This is a genomic window from Mesorhizobium sp. NPDC059054, assembly GCF_042739215.1.
Classification (GTDB): Bacteria; Pseudomonadota; Alphaproteobacteria; order Rhizobiales; family Rhizobiaceae; genus Mesorhizobium.
Genome location: NZ_JBHYHV010000003.1, coordinates 490476 through 506441, shown reverse-complemented (window position 1 = coordinate 506441; position 15966 = coordinate 490476). Strand labels below are relative to the sequence as shown.

General features: G+C 63.3%; 15 protein-coding genes and 1 tRNA gene. 10 read left to right on the top strand and 6 right to left on the bottom strand.

Translation table 11 applies throughout. The features are described from left to right. Nucleotides 1-61: 61 nt before the first annotated feature. From ACFWXH_RS15820 to ACFWXH_RS15805, 4 genes are read left to right on the top strand one after another with little or no spacing between them, the layout of a single operon-like run. Nucleotides 62-934: a dimethylarginine dimethylaminohydrolase family protein gene (locus ACFWXH_RS15820; RefSeq protein WP_379121750.1), complete on the top strand. Its 873-nt coding sequence runs from the start codon at nucleotides 62-64 to the stop codon at nucleotides 932-934. Continuing rightward, entirely contained in the window at nucleotides 904-1578 is a 675-nt protein-coding gene (locus ACFWXH_RS15815) for a TetR family transcriptional regulator C-terminal domain-containing protein (RefSeq protein ID WP_379121748.1), read from the top strand. Before ACFWXH_RS15820 ends, ACFWXH_RS15815 begins: the two co-directional genes overlap by 31 nt. Continuing rightward, nucleotides 1575-3152 carry a 5-guanidino-2-oxopentanoate decarboxylase gene (locus tag ACFWXH_RS15810; protein ID WP_379121746.1) on the top strand — a complete coding sequence of 526 codons (1578 nt, stop codon included), beginning with the start codon at nucleotides 1575-1577 and terminating at the stop codon, nucleotides 3150-3152. Before ACFWXH_RS15815 ends, ACFWXH_RS15810 begins: the two co-directional genes overlap by 4 nt. A 59-nt stretch (nucleotides 3153-3211) precedes the next feature. Further along, nucleotides 3212-3919: an SDR family NAD(P)-dependent oxidoreductase gene (locus tag ACFWXH_RS15805; protein ID WP_054310088.1), complete on the top strand. Its 708-nt coding sequence runs from the start codon at nucleotides 3212-3214 to the stop codon at nucleotides 3917-3919. A gap of 26 nt (nucleotides 3920-3945) precedes the next feature. Here ACFWXH_RS15805 and ACFWXH_RS15800 read toward each other — a convergent pair whose 3' ends face one another. The 3 genes from ACFWXH_RS15800 to cmk all read right to left on the bottom strand — a co-directional run bounded on the left by ACFWXH_RS15800 (nucleotide 3946) and on the right by cmk (nucleotide 7044). Beyond that, nucleotides 3946-4320, bottom strand: a complete 375-nt coding sequence (locus ACFWXH_RS15800; protein ID WP_379121744.1) for a VOC family protein — start codon at nucleotides 4318-4320, stop codon at nucleotides 3946-3948. Between the two features lie 181 nt (nucleotides 4321-4501). After that, complete coding sequence (rpsA, locus tag ACFWXH_RS15795) at nucleotides 4502-6202, bottom strand: 30S ribosomal protein S1 (RefSeq protein WP_054310089.1); 1701 nt, start codon at nucleotides 6200-6202, stop codon at nucleotides 4502-4504. Between the two features lie 191 nt (nucleotides 6203-6393). Continuing rightward, nucleotides 6394-7044, bottom strand: coding sequence for a (d)CMP kinase (gene cmk / locus ACFWXH_RS15790; RefSeq protein WP_379121742.1), 651 nt, complete (start codon nucleotides 7042-7044; stop codon nucleotides 6394-6396). A gap of 176 nt (nucleotides 7045-7220) precedes the next feature. Between cmk and ACFWXH_RS15785 the strand changes: the two genes are divergently transcribed. Both ACFWXH_RS15785 and ACFWXH_RS15780 read left to right on the top strand, forming a co-directional pair. After that, nucleotides 7221-7751: a dihydrofolate reductase family protein gene (locus ACFWXH_RS15785; RefSeq protein WP_379121740.1), complete on the top strand. Its 531-nt coding sequence runs from the start codon at nucleotides 7221-7223 to the stop codon at nucleotides 7749-7751. A 179-nt stretch (nucleotides 7752-7930) separates the two neighbouring features. After that, complete coding sequence (locus ACFWXH_RS15780) at nucleotides 7931-9241, top strand: MFS transporter (RefSeq protein ID WP_379121738.1); 1311 nt, start codon at nucleotides 7931-7933, stop codon at nucleotides 9239-9241. 25 nt (nucleotides 9242-9266) lie between these two features. Here ACFWXH_RS15780 and ACFWXH_RS15775 read toward each other — a convergent pair whose 3' ends face one another. Beyond that, a complete protein-coding gene (locus ACFWXH_RS15775; RefSeq protein ID WP_379121736.1) occupies nucleotides 9267-10889 on the bottom strand; it encodes an ABC-F family ATP-binding cassette domain-containing protein in 1623 nt (540 codons plus the stop codon). Nucleotides 10890-11010: 121 nt separating this feature from the next. Further along, entirely contained in the window at nucleotides 11011-12363 is a 1353-nt protein-coding gene (aroA, locus tag ACFWXH_RS15770; RefSeq protein ID WP_379121734.1) for a 3-phosphoshikimate 1-carboxyvinyltransferase, read from the bottom strand. Between the two features lie 202 nt (nucleotides 12364-12565). Between aroA and ACFWXH_RS15765 the strand changes: the two genes are divergently transcribed. The 4 genes from ACFWXH_RS15765 to ACFWXH_RS15750 all read left to right on the top strand — a co-directional run bounded on the left by ACFWXH_RS15765 (nucleotide 12566) and on the right by ACFWXH_RS15750 (nucleotide 15194). After that, a complete protein-coding gene (locus ACFWXH_RS15765) occupies nucleotides 12566-12964 on the top strand; it encodes a TIGR02300 family protein (RefSeq protein WP_054310094.1) in 399 nt (132 codons plus the stop codon). A 175-nt stretch (nucleotides 12965-13139) separates the two neighbouring features. Then, nucleotides 13140-13215 (top strand) — tRNA-Ala (locus ACFWXH_RS15760). A 158-nt stretch (nucleotides 13216-13373) separates the two neighbouring features. Next, entirely contained in the window at nucleotides 13374-14474 is a 1101-nt protein-coding gene (locus ACFWXH_RS15755) for a hypothetical protein (protein ID WP_379121732.1), read from the top strand. 102 nt (nucleotides 14475-14576) lie between these two features. Continuing rightward, a complete protein-coding gene (locus ACFWXH_RS15750) occupies nucleotides 14577-15194 on the top strand; it encodes a nucleoside triphosphate hydrolase (RefSeq protein ID WP_379121730.1) in 618 nt (205 codons plus the stop codon). 6 nt (nucleotides 15195-15200) lie between these two features. On the opposite strand, the gene ACFWXH_RS15745 is transcribed toward ACFWXH_RS15750, so the two are convergent. Further along, a complete protein-coding gene (locus ACFWXH_RS15745; protein WP_379121728.1) occupies nucleotides 15201-15905 on the bottom strand; it encodes a glutathione S-transferase N-terminal domain-containing protein in 705 nt (234 codons plus the stop codon). Nucleotides 15906-15966 lie beyond the last annotated feature (61 nt).

The following is a 15966-nucleotide window of genomic DNA, read 5'->3' as shown; positions in this document are numbered from 1 at the left end:
CAAGTGTATAAATAGCCCCCGATGAAATTTTCTCGATTTTTTTCAGCTTAAAAGGGCATCGATGAGCGCTTTCGGATCACAGTCCATGGCGGCGCCGCTGCGGCGGGTGCTGATGCGGTCGGCGGCCAACGCGATGCGTGGTGCTGACAGAGCCGCCTGGCACTATGGCCCGGGTTTCGACCCGGCGAAAGCAGCGATACAGCACGCGGTCCTCGCCGAGCTCGTGGCGGCTTCCGGCGCCGAAATCGAATGGATCGAAGACAAGGCCGACGGGCTTTCGGATTCGGTGTTCACGCACGATCCGTCGCTGATGACGGACCGTGGTGCGCTGATCCTGTCCATGGGCAAGCCGTTGCGTGCGGGAGAGCCCTCCCTGCATGAGGAAACCTACAAGAGGCTGGGCATTCCGATCCTCGGCCGCGTCGAGGCTCCCGGCCAGGTCGAGGGCGGCGATTGCGTATGGGTGGATGCCCGCACGCTGGCGATCGGGCGCGGCGTCCGCTCAAACCAGGAAGGCATCCAGCAGGTTTCCAACCTGCTGACGCCGCTCGGCATTTCCGTCTACGGCTTCGACCTGCCGCTGTGGCAAGGCGAAGAGGCCTGCCTGCATCTGATGTCGGTGATCAGCCCGCTGGCCGACGATCTCGCACTGGTCTATTCGCCCCTACTGCCGGCGCCGTTCTACCAGATGCTCAGGGCGCGAGGCATCCGGCTGGTCGAGGGCGATGCCGAAGAGTTCGCCGCTTCCAACGGTCTCAGCCTGAACGTTCTGCCGACCAGCCCGCACAAAGTCATTGCGGTTGCCGGCTTCCCCAGGACAAAGGCTGCGATGGAGGCCGCGGGCTGCGTCGTCGAAATTTTCGAAGCGGATGCGCTCTGCATCGCTTGCGAAGGCGGGCCGACATGCCTGACGCGGCCGATCTTGCGTCAATGAATGTGCCGTCCCGTCGCAAGTTCCGCCGCGAGGGCGAGGAGCGGCGACGACAGGATCTGATCGAGGCAACCCTGGACAGTGTGGCCGAACATGGCCTGCAGGGCGCCACCTTGCGCACCATCGCATTGCGCGCCGGCGTCACCGCTGGGCTGATCCGGCATTATTTCCCGGGCAAGGAAGAGTTGCTGCAGGAGGCCTATGCAACCTTGGTCGGCCGCATGACCGAGCAGGCGAAAGCCGCACTGGTCATGGAGGATGCCTTGCCGCGCCAGCGCCTGGCGGCTTTCGTCACCGCCAATCTCAACGCGCCGATCATCGATGCACGGGTGTTTTCGCTGTGGGCAACCTTCATCGGCCGCGCCAGTGCGGATCCGGCCTTGGCCCACGCCCACCGCGAAGGCTATCTCGGCTTTCGCAACGAGGTGGAAGCGGTCGTCGCCGAAGTGCTCGCTGCCGAGCGGCGCAAGGCGGACGCAAGCCAGCTTCGCCATCATGCGATCGCGATCAACGCAATCATCGACGGGCTCTGGATCGAAGGCAGTCTGGCCGGCGAGATGTTCTCGCCCGGTGAACTGGCGGCGATCGGCATCAGGGCTGTCGAGGCCGAGCTCGGCCTTGCGCCGGAAGAAGGAGGAAGCCAATGACCACCGTCGGCGAGGCGTTGATTTCGCTGCTCGAAGCGCATGGCGTGGATACCGTCTTCGGTATTCCCGGCGTGCACACGGTCGAGCTTTATCGCGGCCTTGCCGGCTCGCGCATCCGCCACATCACGCCGCGCCACGAACAGGGCGCCGGTTTCATGGCCGATGGCTATGCGCGTGCTTGCGGAAAACCAGGCGTCGCCTTCGTCATCACAGGGCCGGGGCTCACCAACACCATCACCGCCATGGGCCAGGCCCGTGCCGATTCCGTGCCGATGCTTGTCATCTCAGGCGTCAACGCGACGCCCACTCTCGGTCTAGGCCTGGGTTATCTGCACGAATTGCCGGACCAGCAAGGTATGATGGCCAAGGTGGCGGCGTTCTCGGAACGCATCACCGACCCTGCCCGACTGCCCGCTATTCTCGGCCGTGCTTTCGATCTTTTCCGCTCGGCCCGACCCGGTCCTGTCCATATCGAAATTCCTCTGGACGTCATGGGCCTGCCGGTGGAGGCATTGAAGGCCGTGTCCTCCGCAGCGCAGCCCCGGACGCCCGATCCCGCCGCGATTGAGAAAGCAGCGGCGCTTCTCGCCGGCGCCAGGAAACCCCTGGTTCTCGCCGGCGGCGGCACCCGCCACGCCGAGGCGCCGCTGCGGCAGGTGGCTGAAAGCCTCGATGCGCCGGTTGTCCAGACCGCCAACGCACGCGGCCTCATGCATGGTCATGCGCTGACCGTTCCCGCCAGTCCCAGCCTCAAGGCGGTGCGCGCACTGATGGCGGACAGCGATGCCATACTGGCCGCCGGCACCGAGTTCGGCCCAACCGACTATGACATGTACGGTGATGGCGGTTTCGCGATACCGGCCCAACTGGTGCGCATCGATATCGACGCAGGCCAGCTCCAGCGTCATCCGGCCACGATCGCCATCGAAGCCGATTGCGGGGAGGCGCTCGAAGCGCTGGCGGCTGCAATCGATCGCTCGACAGGCTCGGCCAGCGGCGCCGAGCGTGCCGCGGCGGCACGATTGGCTGCCTTTGCCGAGATCGGTCCCGCCATGCAGGCGCAGGTGGCGGCCGTCGAGACCATCCGTGCGAGCCTGCCTGGCGCCATCATCGTCGGGGATTCGACGCAGCCGATCTACGCTGCCAATCTCTATTATGATCACGACCGTCCGTCCGGATGGTTCAATGCGGCCACCGGCTTCGGCGCACTGGGCTATGGCCCGCCCGCGGCGATCGGCGCGGCCCTGGCTGTCCCCGATGCACCGGTGGTATGCCTTACCGGCGACGGCGGCTTCCAGTTCACCTTGCCGGAGATCGCCGCTGCGCTCGACGCGGAAGCGCCGGTGACCTTCGTGGTCTGGAACAACCGCGGCTATCGCGAGATCGAAACCTCGATGCGCGATGTCGGCGTTGAACCAGTCGGCGTCTCGCCTGCACCGCCGGATTTCTGCAAGCTGGCTGATGCTTATGGCATCGGTTCGCAGAAGTTGCAGGGCCCTGCCGGTCTTGCGCAGGCACTCGGCAAGGCGCGGGCGACAAAAAAGCCTTTCCTTATCGAGATTTCGGTTGAGTGAGAGCGCGAAAGGCGCGACTTTCGGGTATCCTACAAATGACTGAGCAGGAGTTGTCGCGGATGGCGGCTACGCTGGACCAAAAACATGTCGTCGTCACCGGTGGAACGGGCGCACTGGGCAGTGCCGTGGTGGCGCAGCTCTTGCAGGAAGGCGCCATCTGCCACGTGCCGAACAGCCATGCCGCGGCGCCCGCCCATTTCCCCTTCACCAAGCACGAGCGCGTGCATCTGGTGAACAACGTCTACCTCGAGGACACCGAAGCCGTTACCGCCTTCTATGCCGGCGTGCCGGACTTGTGGGCCTCGATCCACCTGGCCGGCGGTTTCGCCATGGCGCCCGTCGATAAGACCGAATCGGCTGCCTATAACGAGATGATGGACACCAACGCCCGTACCGCCTTCCTGTGTAGCCGGGCGGCCGTGCGCGCCATGCTCGCCTCCGGCACGCGGGGGCGCATCGTCAACGTTTCGGCGCGTGCCGGCCTCGACCCCCGGCGGGGTGCCGGCATGGTTGCCTATGCAGCGAGCAAGGCAGCAGTGGCCGCAATGACCGTGGCGCTGGCCGAGGAGTTGAAGAGCAAGGGTATCCTGGTCAACGCGATTGCTCCTTCCACCCTCGACACCCCGGCCAATCGGACCGACATGCCTGACGCCGATTTCACGAAATGGGTAAGCCCGGAGGCCGCGGCCGAGACGATCGTCTATCTCGCCTCGCCGCGCAACGAGGCGATGAGCGGAACCCTGGTGCCGCTCTACGGACGCGCCTGACATCCATCCGCCGAGGCAATTGTCCTTCACGCCTTCGGCGCGTCGATCATGGCTTCGATGTTGTAGCCGTTGGGGTCGAGTACGAAGGCCGCATAGTAGTTGGGCGTATAGGCCGGGCGCGGCCCCGGCGCACCGTTGTCCGTCGCTCCCGCTGCAAGCGCTGCTTGATAAAAAGCATCCACCTCGGCGTGGCTCCTGGCGCGGAAGGCGACGTGTATGCGGGTGAGCACGCCTGGGCTTGCCGATTGCATGATCTCGAACAGGCCATCACCGATATCGAAGGCCCAGAAGACGCCTTCCTCCCCGAACGAAAGCTGGTAGCCGAGCGGTGCGAAAGCCTTTTCATAAAACAGCTTGCTCGCGGCGAGGTCGCTGACGGCGACGGTAACGTGATCGATCATTGAAGAAATCGCCTCGGACGAACACCAGCATCACACGCTGGCTCGGCAATGCCTTCGGAGGCCGGCCGAGTTGCAAGACGGCCCCTGCAACGCGTGACAATAAAAAACCCGCCGGATCGCTCCGGCGGGTTTTTCTGACTTCGCTCTGCACTGCCCCAGGGAGCGGTGCATGAGGGGCTGCTTAGTTGCCGCCCTGCTTCTTCAGCGCGGCACCCAGGATGTCGCCCAGCGAAGCGCCGGAGTCGGTCGAGCCGTACTGAGCAACGGCTTCCTTCTCCTCGGCGATTTCCAGCGCCTTGATCGAGACCTGCAGCTTGCGGGTCTTCTTGTCGAAGGCGATGACGCGGGCGTCGACCTTCTGGCCGACGGTGAAGCGTTCCGGACGCTGCTCGTCACGGTCGCGCGACAGGTCGGAGCGCTTGATGAAGGTGTCGATGCCGCTTTCGACCAGCCGCACGTCCAGACCGCCATCCTTCACACCGGTGACTTCGCAGGTGACGACGGCGTTCTTGCGCAGTTCGCCCGAAGCGGCGGCATCGCCGGCCGCGTCGCGCTCAAGCTGCTTGACGCCGAGCGAGATGCGCTCCTTGTCGATGTCGACGTCGAGAACCTGGGCACGGACCATCTGGCCGCGCTGGTACTCTTCGATGACCTGCTCGCCCGGACGGTTCCAGTCGAGATCCGACAGGTGCACCATGCCGTCCACGTCGCCGTCGAGGCCGATGAACAGACCGAACTCGGTCTTGTTCTTGACTTCGCCTTCCACGGTCGAGCCGACCGGATGGTTGGCGGCGAAGGCATGCCACGGGTTCTCCAGCGTCTGCTTGAGACCGAGCGAGATGCGGCGCTTGGCCGGATCGACTTCCAGCACGACGACGTCGACCTGCTGCGTGGTCGACAGGATCTTGCCCGGATGCACGTTCTTCTTCGTCCACGACATTTCCGAAACGTGGATGAGGCCTTCGATGCCCGGCTCCAGCTCGACGAACGCGCCGTAGTCGGTGATGTTGGTGACGGTGCCGGTGATCTTCTTGCCGATCGGGAACTTGGTGCCGATATCCGACCACGGATCGCTCTCGAGCTGCTTCATGCCGAGCGAGATACGGTGGGTTTCCTGGTTGATGCGGATGATCTGCACCTTGACCGTCTGACCGATGTTGAGGATTTCGGTCGGATGGTTGACGCGGCGCCAGGCCATGTCGGTGACGTGCAGCAGGCCGTCGATGCCGCCGAGGTCGACGAACGCACCGTAGTCGGTGATGTTCTTGACCACGCCCTCGACCACCTGACCCTCTTCGAGGTTCTGGACGATCTCGGAACGCTGCTCGGCACGGCTCTCTTCAAGCACGGTGCGGCGCGAAACGACGATGTTGCCGCGACGGCGATCCATCTTGAGGATCTCGAACGGCTGCGGGTTGTGCATGAGCGGGGTGACGTCGCGGATCGGACGGATGTCGACCTGCGAACGCGGCAGGAAGGCCACGGCGCCGTCCAGATCGACGGTGAAGCCGCCCTTGACCTGGTTGAAGATGACGCCTTCGACGCGCTCGCCCTTGGCGAACTTCTCTTCCAGCTTGACCCAGCTTTCCTCGCGGCGCGCCTTGTCGCGCGACAGCATGGCTTCGCCCAGCGCGTTTTCGATGCGCTCGACATAAACTTCGACGGTATCGCCGACCTTGAGGCCGCCGTCCTTGCCCTTGGCGCCGAATTCCTTCAGTGCCACGCGGCCTTCGACCTTGAGGCCGACGTCGATGATGGCCATGTCCTTTTCAATCGCGGTGACGATACCGCGCACGACCTGGCCTTCGCCCGAGTGACCGTCCGAGAACGATTCTTCGAGCATGCTCGCGAAATCGTCGCGAGTAGGAATAGCTTGAGACATATTTTCTCCTGAAAAGCCTCTCCTGGAGGCTGGCGCCGTGGGTTAGCGTTGCGATGACCTGCCGGTATTCCGGGTCAAGACCCTGTGCCGCATTGAAGCGGCGGTTCGGCGCAAAGAATGCTGACAGGCCGGTTTTGCTCGATATGGGTATCTTCGCGCAGCACGCAACAGCGAGCGGCAAAAATGCTTGATCAGGCTTTGTCTCCATTGGCCAGAACGTCGTCAACGATCGTCTTGGCCGCCAGAAACGCGGCTTCTATAGACATTTGCGACGTATCAAGCAAGTGCGCGTCGACAGCGGGCCTGAGCGGCGAGTCGGCGCGGCCCATGTCGCGCTCGTCGCGGCGGTTGATGTCGGCAAGGATGATGGCGAAATCACCGGTGCCGTCATTGGCCTCGATTTCCGACAGACGGCGGCGTGCGCGCACTTCCGCGCTGGCGGTCACATAAAGCTTCACCCGCGCGTCCGGGCACACGACGGTACCGATGTCGCGCCCATCCAGAACCGCGCCTCCCGGCTGCGCGGCGAAAGCCCGCTGCTTCTCGACCAGTATGCGGCGCACTTCGGGAATGACAGCCACTTTGGACGCCGCCTCACCGACCGCATGCGCCGAAAGCACCGAGCGGTCGAGATTGCCGAGATCGATCAGACGGGCAGCCTCCACCGCATGCGGCTCGTCGCCAAGCGGCCAGCCTTTGACGAGCAGCATCTGCGCCACCGCGCGATAAGTGAGCCCGGTGTCGAGATGCGGCAGATGGTAATAATCCGCCAGCCGTCGGGCGAGCGTTCCCTTGCCGGCGCCTGCCGGACCGTCGATTGCGATGGTGAGAGATCGAGGCATGACCCTGCTTCAAGCCGAGACGCCGGCAGAAAGCAAGGGCGCTCCCGGCCAAACTTTTCACGCAAGATCTTTCCGCATGGGAACGACAGAATGTCAGGCCGGCGGAATTTGGGTAAGCTGCGCACCGTTATCGTTATTGTTGCGTTCTTTCCGGCTTCCCATCGATGGAGGGCAGAATGAGGAAAGTCATCGTCACCGAGTTCATCAGCGCCGATGGCGTTGCCGAGGTCGAAAAACTGACCGGTGTCGCCTGGAACGCCGAGATGGACAGGTTCAAGGAAGAGGAACTTGCAGACAGCGGCGCCATGCTTCTCGGGCGCGTGACATTCGAGATTTTCGCCGGTTCCTGGCCCTCGGAAACGGGAGATTTCGCCGACAGGTTCAACGCATTGCCGAAATATGTCGCATCGACAACGCTGACGAAATTCGATTGGAAACCCGCGGAAAAGCTGGAAGGTCCCTTGCCGGAGGCGGTCAGGAGACTGAAGCAAAGCGCCGGTGGCAACATCTATGTCCACGGCAGCATCAGTGTGGCCCAGCAATTGCTGCATCATGGTCTCGTCGACCGCATCCGGCTGCTCAGCTATCCCATCGCAGTCGGCCAGGGGAAGCCGTTTTTCGCCCCCGGCGAGCAGCAGAAATTCGAGCTCATTTCAGCCGTGCCCTTCAGCAACGGCGTCGTCGCGTTGGAATACGAGCCAGGATAGCGGCAGCCGCCGAAGGGTCCTTCCATCGTCCCGTCTCGATTGGCGCGAATGCAGCGCCATGCCAGCTGTCGAAGCGATATTCCCGGCGCGGAGATATTTCATGATTAAAATATTGAAGATTGAAATATCTCTTCCCCCGTGCGACGCTTTTGGATGGTGGGGTGCGGAAGGATCTGGTTATGAGACGAGAGACGGACGCCATCGATGGACCCGCAGTTGCTGCAGCGCATGAGATTTCCCCGAGCAAAAGCTATCTTGTCGTAGCGCTATGCTGGTTTGCCATCTTTGCTGAAGGCTACGATATCGGCGTGTTGGGCGCTATTTTGCCAGCCCTTTCAACCGATCCCGATTGGAACCTGACGCCGTTACAATTGGGCGCGATCGGCAGCTATACGGTGGTCGGCATGCTGATCGGCGGCATCGTTATTGGCACGTTGAGCGAGATCTACGGTCGAAAGCCGCTCTTCCTTTTCTGCCTGACGCTGTTTGCGGCCTGCATGCTGCCCAGCGCTTTCGCGCCCACGCCCTTTTGGTTCGGCGTGTCCCGTTTCATCGCCGGCCTTGGTCTCGGCGGGATCATCCCGATCGCCGCAGCCATGACCATCGAATACTCTCCCAAGGCCCGCAAGAGTTTCAACTACGGACTGATGTACTCGGGCTACTCGGTGGGAATTCTGGTGGCCGCGTTGTGTGGGCGAGCATTTCTTGCCGATTATGGCTGGCGCGTGATCGTCCTCATCGGAGCGGCTCCACTGATCACGGTGCCGCTGTTGTGGAAGCTGTTGCCGGAATCGGTGGAGTCGCTTGTTTCTCGCGGCAAGCAGCAGCAAGCCAAGGAAGTGGCTGCGCGCATGGGCGTCCCGATGCCTGTTCAACAGCTTGCGCCGGAAGGCAAGACCGGATGGAAACAGGTCTTGGCGGAAATTTTCTCGCTGCACCGCGCCTTTGAAACGATCTGTTTCTGGGTCGCCTTGTTCATGGGCCTTTTGCTGGTCTACGGGCTGGCGCAATGGCTCCCGCAGATCATGCGAAAGAACGGCTATGCTCTCGGTGACAGCCTGATGTTCCTGGCCGTCTTCAGTTTCAGCTCTGCCGTCGGCGGCATTGTCCTCGGGTCATGGGCCGACCGCTTCAACGTGAAGACGACAGTTGTGCTGTCATATCTGATGGGTGGTGTCGGCATCGCGGCTCTGGCGATCAAGGCGCCGCTGCTCGTCAACTATCTGTTCGTCGCGATCGCTGGCTTCGGCACGATTTCCGCGTCGCTGATCCTGACAGGTTTTCTCGCCCAGAGGCTCGACGCTTCGGTGCGTTCTGCCGGAACCGGCTGGGCGCTCAGCTTCTCGCGCATCGGAGCGCTGTCGGGCCCTCTGTTGGGAGGTTACATCGCAAGCCTGAATATCGAGCCGGCCTGGAATTTCTATGTTTTCGCCGGAGTAGCCCTGCTGGCCGCGCTTGCCGTTCAGCTCATACCGGCGCGGCCCGACTAAAAAGGCATCGAACGGCAGCGGGAGCTTATCCGCGCAGGCCCGGTGCTTCCTGCCCCGTGCGTTCGACATATTCGGTATAGCCGCCGCCATAGGCGTGCGTGCCTTCTTCCGTCAGCTCCAGCACGCGGTTGGAAAGCGCGGCCAGGAAATGGCGGTCGTGGCTGACGAACAGCATCGCTCCCTCGTAGCGCGAAAGCGCCTCGATCAGCATCTGTTTGGTGGCGATGTCGAGGTGGTTGGTCGGTTCGTCGAGCACCAGGAAGTTCGGCGGATCGAACAGCATCTTGGCCATCACCAGCCGTGCCTTCTCGCCGCCCGAAAGTACCCGGCACTTCTTCTCCACTTCGTCGCCGGTGAAGCCGAAGCAGCCGGCGAGCGCGCGCAACGGCGCCTGGCCGGCCTGCGGGAAGGAATCCTCCAGCGATTCCAGCACGGTACGCTCGCCCTCGAGCAGTTCCATGGCGTGCTGGGCGAAGTAGCCCATCTTGACGCTTGGGCCGCGCGACACCGTTCCGTCGTCCGGCTCGGAGGCGCCGGCCACGAGTTTCAGCAATGTCGACTTGCCGGCGCCGTTGACGCCCATGACGCACCAGCGCTCGCGCCGGCGCACCTGGAAGTCGAACCCGTCATAGATGGTGCGGCTGCCGTAGCTCTTGGAGACATTCTTCAGCGTGGCCACGTCCTCGCCCGAGCGCGGCGCCGGCTGGAATTCGAAACGCACGGTCTGCTGGCGCTTGGGCGGCTCGACCTTGTCGATCTTCTCCAGCTTCTTGACGCGGCTCTGCACCTGCGCGGCATGCGACGCGCGTGCCTTGAACCGCTCGATGAAGGCGATCTCCTTGGCCAGCATCGCCTGCTGGCGTTCGAACTGGGCCTGCTGCTGCACTTCGGCGACGGCGCGCTGCTGGCGGTAGAATTCGTAGTCGCCGGAATAGCTCGTCAACGCTCCGCCATCGATCTCGACGATCTTGCCGACGATGCGGTTCATGAATTCGCGGTCGTGCGACGTCATCAGGATCGCGCCATCGAACCCCTTGAGGAAGTTCTCCAGCCAGATCAGGCTTTCGAGGTCGAGGTGGTTGCTCGGCTCGTCGAGCAGCATGGCGTCGGGCCGCATCAGCAGGATCTTGGCGAGCGCGACGCGCATCTTCCAGCCGCCCGACAGCTTGCCGACGTCGCCGCTCATCATCTCCTGGCTGAAACCAAGCCCGTCGAGCACTTCGCGGGCGCGGCCGTCCAGCGCATAGCCGTCCAGCTCGTCGAAATGGCCCTGCACCTCGCCGTAGCGGGTGATGATCTCGTCCATGTCGTCGGCCCGGTCGGGGTCGCCCATGGCTGCTTCCAGTTCGGCCATTTCGGCTGCCAGCGCGCTGACGGGGCCGACGCCGTCCATCACCTCGGCCACGGCACTGCGGCCGGCCATGTCGCCGACATCCTGGCTGAAATAGCCGATCCGCACGCCGCGATCGATCGCGACCTGACCCTCGTCCGGCAGTTCCTGGCCGGTGATCATGCGGAACAGCGTTGTCTTCCCGGCGCCGTTCGGACCGACGAGCCCGACCTTCTCGCCGCGCTGGATCGTGGCCGAGGCCTCGATGAAGACGATCTGCTTGCCGTTCTGCTTGCCGATATTTTCGAGGCGGATCATGGTTTCAGGCTCTGAGCGTTCTTTAACAATGCCAGGCTGCTGCTGCGGGTCCCGGCAGGGAATAGGAGAGCATGGGCCGGGCTTGTAGCACCCGGTCCATGACAGGATGGAGGCGTGGCTGTCAGTCGATCTCGGCGCCCAGACGCGTCATCAGCCCCATGAATTCCGGGAAGCTGGTGGCGATCATGGCGCGGTCGTCTACCGTGACCGGCTTCTCGGTGGCAAGCCCCAGGATCAGGAAGCTCATCGCGATGCGGTGGTCGAGATGGGTCCTTACCGCCTCTCCCTTCGCTTCGCCACCCAGACCCTTGCCACCCGGGACGCCGCGCACCGTGAGCGAAGCCTCGCCTTCCGTGCAGTCGACGCCGTTGAGCTTCAGCCCGTTGGCAACGGCGGCAAGCCGGTCGCTTTCCTTCACCCGCAGCTCTTCCAGGCCCTGCATCACCGTTTCGCCCTCGGCGAAAGCGGCGGCGACCGCCAGGACCGGGTACTCGTCGATCATCGACGGCGCACGTTCGGCCGGCACGGTGACGCCTTTGAGTTCCGAATAGCGCACGCGCAGGTCCGCGACATCCTCGCCGCCGGCATTGCGCGGGTTGAGGATATCGATCCGCCCGCCCATTTCCTGCAGTGTCAAAAGCAGACCGGTGCGGGTCGGGTTCATCAGCACGTTCTCGATGGTGATATCGGAGCCCGGCACGATGAGCGCGGCCACCAGCGGGAAGCCGGCGGACGACGGGTCGCCCGGAACGGCGATGATCTGGCCGGTCAGCTTGCCCTGGCCTTCGATGAAGATGTGGCGCACGCCGCGCTCATCGGTCTCGACGGAAAGGTTGGCGCCGAAGCCCTTCAGCATCTTCTCGGTATGGTCGCGCGTCATCACCGGCTCGATCACCGTGGTGATGCCCGGCGTGTTGAGGCCGGCCAACAGCACGGCGGACTTCACCTGCGCGGAAGCCATCGGTACGCGGTAGGTGATGGGAGCGGCATGTTTCGGTCCGCGCAAGGTGATCGGCATGCGATCGCCGGGTGCAGCCTGCAGCACCTGCACGCCCATCTGGCGCAGCGGTTCCAGCACGCGGCCCATCGGGCGGCTGGACAGCGAGGCGTCGCCGATGAAGGTGGTTTCCATGTCATAGGTGCCGACGAGCCCCATGGTGAGGCGCGAGCCGGTGCCGGCGTTGCCGAAATCGAGCGGCGCTGCCGGCTGCAGCAACGCGCCGTTGCCGGTGCCGCGGATCACCCACTCGTCGCCATGTTTCTCGACATGGGCGCCCATCGCCTTCATGGCTTGTCCGGTACGCATCACGTCTTCGCCTTCGAGCAGGCCGGTGATGCGGGTTTCCCCGGAGGCCAGTCCGCCGAACATGAAGGAGCGGTGCGAGATCGATTTGTCGCCGGGCACGCGCGCGGTGCCGGAAAGCGGCGGCGAGCGCCGCGCGGTCGCAGGTTGTGGTGTGGCGTCATGCGCCATGTCGAATGTCCTGGATTTGTCGGGCCGAGCTTGGCTCGAGGCCTTGGGTGGTCGTTTTTGCAAGGAAGTTCCTAACACGCCCGTTCCATGCCGTCATCCTGAAAAAGGCGACGAAACGGCACATCGGAAAGCATTGGCTTTTGGCTTTGACAGCGCCGCAAACTGCGATTAAGGGGACCAATCTTTCTGTACGAGGCTTGCCGTGGCAAAAGCAGAACTTGGCACAAAACGCGTTGACCCCGAAACGGGCCGCAAATTCTATGATCTGAACAAGGATCCGATTGTCTCTCCCTATACGGGCAAGAGCTATCCTCGTTCCTATTTCGAAGACAGCAAGGCCTCTTCTCCGATCGAGGAAGAGGACGAGGTCGAGGACAAGGAAGCCGACAACGAGGAAGAAGGCGCCGAGATCGTATCGCTCGAGGACGCCGACGATGAAGCCAAGGGCGGCGGCGACGACCTGCCGGATCTCGGCGACGACGACGATGATGATGTCGACCTGGGCGACGATGACGACGACACCTTCCTCGAAGACGAGGAAGAAGAAGACGACGACGTTTCCGACATGATCGGCGTCGGCGACGACGACGACGACGTCTGACATTGCGGCGGGTGGGAAGCGCCCGCCGACTTTCGAGCCGGCTTTGCGAAAAAAGCTGTTTCGAAAGACTTGCTATTGCGGCAAGGCGGCGCTAGAAGCCGCCCTGCACTGACCGGCGGGGTCCCAACCTCGCCAGAAATTTCCGCCGAAAATGGCGGCCGGCCGAAGCCGGAGTGGGGCCATAGCTCAGTTGGGAGAGCGCTTGAATGGCATTCAAGAGGTCGTCGGTTCGATTCCGATTGGCTCCACCAAATCTTCCCCGACATTGATCGATCGGCGTGAGGTTCGTTGCCCTCCACGTGCTGATCTGCCCCCCGGACTGTCTGAAAAGCAATCGTCGCGATAGGCCGCATCTTGCGTGCCACCCTCACGTCACGCTTTGTTGGCGCTACACGAATCGGAGCGCGTGATGGACACGGTTACTTTCAAGGCGAAGGGCATTTCGGTCTCGGTCGACACGGCCGTCGGCCATATCGCGGACCTGACCATAGAATCCGGCGGCCGCACCCTCAAGCCGCTGCACCGGGCGCCCTGGATCGACGAGCCGCGGGACACGCTACCGCAAGGCCTGCCTGATGGCGTGGCGCGGCTTTCCGGCGACTTCCTCTGTGCGCCATTTTCGCGCAGCGACGTCGAGGACGCCCCCCTGCATGGCTGGCCCGCCAACAGCCCATGGGATCTCACGGAAAGCGCCGCGATAGCGGGCGGCTGGAGAGCAACGTTCCACCTCCAGCGTCCTGTCATGGGCGCGGTCGTCGAAAAAATCCTCACCCTGCGTGACGGCCACCCGTTCCTCTACCAGGAGCATGCCTTCGTCGGCGGTGCCGGCGCGATTTCCGTTGCGCACCATCCCATGACTGTGATGCGCGAAGGCGGACATCTCGCCTTTTCGCCGAAGCGTGCGGCGGTGACGGACGGCGATCCGCCGGAGCCTGATCCGGCGCGCGGCCGCTCCCTGCTTGCCTATCCGGCTCGCCGGGAGGGTCTGCATGATTTCCCGGGCAAGGACGGCATGGCTGTCGACCTCGCCGATTATCGGATGGACCGGCGCCATGAGGACTTCGTCACGCTGATCGAAGCCGACCATGATGGTCCCGGCTGGGCGGCTGTTTCGCGCACCGCCGAAAAAGACGTCGTGATGATCCTGAAGAATGCGGCCGAACTGCCGGTCACCATGCTGTGGATCTCGAATGGCGGGCGCGACTATGCTCCATGGAACGGTCGCCATCGCGGCGTGATCGGCATTGAGGACGGACGCACCGCCGTCGGTCATGCCGCGTCGCTGGGCGACAACTGGTTGAAGCGGGAAGGCATAGTGACGGCCTTCGAACTCGGCCCGGATCGGCGCGTTGCCTTCCGGCATGTCATCGGTGCGCTTCCGGCGGAAACGGGCAGGGCGGTTCGCGATGTTTCCGCGGCTGCGGACCAGTTGCGCCTGACGACTGGTGAAGGCGCCGTATTGGACGCGCCTTATGACGCGGCCTTCCTGCGCATTGGCCGTATCATCTAGCCGGACAGTCTCCCGTCACAGGAGATTTGAAAGTTTCGCGGATGGCCGGCAAGATGCCGGTGCACGGCCCAAAATCGGAAATGGCAGACAACGGAGCGCCGCATGTCCGAGATTGCCACCATTGCCGCCACGATCTTCAAACGCGCGGCCAAGGCGAAACGCTTTGTCGTGGCCATCGCCGGTCCGCCCGGCTCAGGCAAGTCGACGCTTTCAGCGGCCCTTCATGACGTGTTGCCGGATGGCGCGGCGGAAGTGGTGCCGATGGACGGGTTCCACTACGACAATGTGATTCTCGATAAACGCGGTCTGCGCGCCCGCAAAGGCGCGCCGGAAACCTTCGACTTCGCCGGCTTCGAAGTGCTGCTCAAGCGTATCCGCGCCGGTGAGCCCGACATCGCCATTCCGGTCTTCGACCGCAACATCGAACTGTCACGGGCGGCAGCGGGGATCGTTGGCAGCGACACCCGTTTCATCCTGGTGGAAGGCAACTACCTGCTGCTGGACGAAGAGCCGTGGTCACGGCTGGCGCCGCTGTTCGATTTCACCATTTTCGTCGAGGTGACCCGCGGCGAGCTCGAGCGCCGGCTGCGCCAACGCTGGCACGAACATGGCCGCACAGACGAGGACGCGATCGCCTGGATCACGTCCAACGACATGCCCAACATCGAGCGCGTTCTGGCCCGCCGTCGATCGGCGGACCTGGTCATCCAGCAGGATTGACGGGCGTCAGGGCTTGGCGGGGATGGCAAGGCCGCGCTGTACGGCCGGCCGTGCGAGGCCGCGTTCCAGCCAGGCGGCGACATTGCCGAAGTCGGCAAAGCCGACCAACTCGCCGGCTTCATAGAAACCGACGAGGTTGCGTACCCAACCCAGCGTGGAAACATCGGCAATGGTGTAGTCGTCGCCCATGATCCACTTGCGTCCTTCGAGGCGCTTTTCGAGCACCCCGAGTAGGCGGCGTGATTCGCCACGGTAGCGCTCGAGCGGGCGCTTGTCGGCAATCTCGCGGCCGGCGAATTTGTGGAAGAAACCGAGCTGGCCGAACATCGGGCCGATCGACGCCATCTGGAAGAACACCCACTGGATGGTCTCGTAGCGCAGTGCAGGATCCTCGGGCAGCAACTTGCCGGTCTTTTCGGCGAGATAAAGCAGGATGGCGCCCGATTCGAACAGCGGCAGCGGTTTGCCGCCCGGTCCGTTAGGATCGATGATGGACGGGATCTTGCCGTTCGGGTTGAGCGACAGGAACTCAGGCGTCCAGGTCTCGTCCTGACCGATATTGATGAAGTGCGGTTCGTAAGGCAGGCCGATCTCTTCCAGCATGATCGACACTTTCACGCCGTTTGGCGTTGCCGTCGAATAGAGCTGCAGGCGGTCCGGGTGCTGCGCCGGCCAGCGCGAATTGATCGGGAAAGCGGAAAGATCGGTCATTGTTGCCTCGGGAAAGGGCGGCGCGAACGCCCGCCTGGGTGGGTTTGCAAGACTTAGACCG